This is a genomic window from Nonomuraea sp. NPDC050478, assembly GCF_044458265.1.
GTDB classification, from domain to species: Bacteria; Actinomycetota; Actinomycetes; order Streptosporangiales; family Streptosporangiaceae; genus Nonomuraea; species Nonomuraea ferruginea.
Window position 1 is genome coordinate 1 of the sequence record NZ_JBITHT010000023.1, and the last position, 2,727, is coordinate 2,727.

4 protein-coding genes are annotated in these 2,727 nt (G+C 59.7%); all 4 read right to left on the reverse strand.

What is annotated here, in order from left to right; translation table 11 throughout:
* Nucleotides 1-56 precede the first annotated feature (56 nt).
* Entirely contained in the window at nt 57-239 is a 183-nt protein-coding gene (locus tag ACIBF7_RS44910) for a hypothetical protein (RefSeq protein ID WP_397199927.1), read from the reverse strand.
* A gap of 63 nt (nt 240-302) precedes the next feature.
* On the reverse strand, nt 303-869 hold the full coding sequence (locus ACIBF7_RS44915; protein WP_397199928.1) for a HEAT repeat domain-containing protein: 567 nt from the start codon (nt 867-869) through the stop codon (nt 303-305).
* 60 nt (nt 870-929) lie between these two features.
* The gene (locus ACIBF7_RS44920) at nt 930-1,211 is read right to left on the reverse strand and encodes a hypothetical protein (protein WP_397199929.1); all 282 of its coding nucleotides are present in this window, start codon (nt 1,209-1,211) and stop codon (nt 930-932) included.
* A gap of 145 nt (nt 1,212-1,356) precedes the next feature.
* On the reverse strand, nt 1,357-2,727 hold a 1,371-nt coding region (locus tag ACIBF7_RS44925), incomplete at its 5' end, for an RHS repeat-associated core domain-containing protein (protein WP_397199930.1).

Genomic DNA, 2,727 nt, shown 5'->3' on the forward strand with positions numbered 1-2,727 from the left:
TAGTGACACGCCGCATCAGCGTGCCCGCAAGCGTTTCCGCAGCTCACACCCCTGATTCATGTGTTTTTCTCGCTACACATCTGCGGAACGCGGGTATGCGTTCGGGAGAAGAAGATGCCGCGGTTGCAGGCTGCGCACCAAAAGTACGGACGTCCCTTGTCCGGATGCTTGGTATCCAGTTCGAAGATGAGACGCAAGGAGCGCACGCGGGCAATCTCCAGCTCAAGCAGGTCGACCATTACGCTACCCCTGCTTTCGCGTACGACGCGAATCTGAAAAATTGGCATATCACGGCATGCGGCTCAGGCTTCAGCCGCCCGACGTTCGACCTGGCCTTGGGCCGCCTCTCTAAGAATCTCAGAGTCCGAGTTGAGGAGTCGAACCAAAGCTTCGCCTGCCTGAGGACCTGGAATTTTGCCGAGGGCCCAGATCGCCTTGGTTGCGAGTGCCCGCGCATCATCCCACTCGAGATATTCAGGCACCCATTGGGTCACCTGATGAAGGGCATGAACAGCTTTCGCAGAATGGAATCCGTCGAGAGCGTCTACTATATCCTCGTGTGATTGGTGCCAGTCCTCGTTGCACAATCGAACCAGGGGCTCGATACAGTCATGCGAGAAACCGAAGGTAAACCCTGCGAGAAGTGATAGGCCAAGCTCGTCGGCATCCCTCCTGGCGATGGCCTCATCGAGCAGTGCAAGTACCGGAATTTTTCCATCATCGGTGTTGAACAGACTCAACACCCGCTCAGGCGTGACCTTCCTGCCTTCTCCAGGCATGATGAGGAGGCCGGCGACTGCTTCGCGTTGTTCAGGCGTCATCTCTCGACCTCTTTGAATCCGATGACCGACAGTGCGGGCATCTGCCATCGTGTCCACCTGCCTCCCGGGTTCCAGGCCGGCTGAGGGATGGGATGGCAACGTACCGGATCATTTCAACGATGAGAGCAGTTTCCTCACCTCTTCATAGCCATCGATATCGTCCCTGATCTGGATGCGCCACTCCGTGCTGTCCAGCGCTTCGATCTTCACGAGGAGCTCTGGATGAAAACCTCGTTCCGCGATGCGCCGCGACAGTCCATGTGGCGACTCGGCCGCCACGATAAGACAGTCATGAGCTTGACATAGATCGGCAGCGATGGTTCGCAGTTCGAACCAACTCACTGGGTATCCTGAATCGGAAGATGAGATCGCGTCTTCGAACTCTGGCATGGTCATCCCGCGGGGGGCGATGCCAGTTCCCCAGAGGTCCAGTATACTCCACATCCATGAATTATCGGGAAGCGCGGAAAGCACCTGGGTGAGCCCAATCGACTTTCCGGATAGATTATTCATGGATATTACAAATGTGTGCATTTCACCACGTCCATGGCTCTGCTGGACCACGCTTTTTGTTTCCGCCTGTTGGGTTGTCCTCATATCGGTGCTGGTGCGGATTCTCATGACCTGGCACATCTGGCCGACCGTGATCGGTGAAGTCATAGTCTTTCATCACCTCGCCATTATCGCCGAACTTTCGCGCCTGCGGGTAATTTTCTCGCCTTCCCTGCTTTCGCCCCAGTTGAGTATGAGGATATCTGGACTCGGGCTGTGGGTTACCGTGCTTGTCTCTGGGCAGTTTTCGATCGGGGAACCACTTGGGGTCTGGCTTAGGACGTGGAACTGCTGCCTTTCCAACGGTGGAGAGTCCACGAGTCAGCGCAGATTTTATGACACCGCCGACCCCGCCGATGAAACCAGTGATTAGAGCGACGTCGTCGTTCTCTTGAACGGTCCCTCTTCCGCAGTAGACAGGATCCCGCTTGCAAAGCGTCGCCTTGTCAGTACGTTGCTGCCGTCGACGGAATTCTTCCTCGCCGCCCTTTTTGTCGCTGATCTGCGCGTCCCGCGCTTGCTCGCGTATTCTGTTTCGGCGATTCTTCTCGTTCGCCTTGATACGCTTCTTGTGGATTTTGCGTTCGCGGGCGGTCTTCTTCTTGCCGCTGGCGTGGTGGGTCTTGGCGAGGTTCTGGTTGGCGTTGGGCCGGTTCTTGTCGCGGGAGTAGCCGTAGCTCTTGTCGGAGCTGCCGCCGCCGGCGTCGACCCGGCGGCCGTCCGGGTCGGATTGGTCGATGGGGTTGTTGGCGGCGTAGGAGTACGGGTTGGCCCATTCCGGTGTGCGTAGGTCGAGTTCGGGGTCGGTGGAGATGAACTTGGCGATCGTCGGGTCGTAGTAGCGGGCACCCAGGTAAGTGAGACCGGTGGAGGCGTCTTCGGTCTTGCCGAGGAAGCCGCGGTCGGTGAACGGCAGGTCGTCTGAGCCCCGGCGCTCGCCGAAGGGGAGATAGCGTTCCCGGCTGACGTTGCCGGTGGTGGCGTTGACAGCGAGTTGGGTGCTGCCGTGCAGTCCGGCCAGCATCCAGGTGACCCCGCTCGGCTCGCGCAGCGCCACAAGGGAGCCGTCGCTGCTGCTGTAGTACCGCTTGCCGGTTATCTGGCCGCTGGCGAGGCGCAGTTCGACCGGGCCGAGGTAGAGGGTGGTGCCGCCGGGGTCGCGGCGGATGAGCCGTTTGCCGGCGGCGTCGTACACCATGGCGGTGTCCGCGCCCTGGATGGTGGCCTGGCCGAGCGGGTTCCAGGTGAAGGTGGCTTGTTTGTTGTCGACGGTGCGGGCGGCGAGTTGGCCGGCGTCGTCGTAGGCGTAGGTGTCGGTGCGGCCGGGGTAGGTGATGGCGGTGACCGCGTTGGG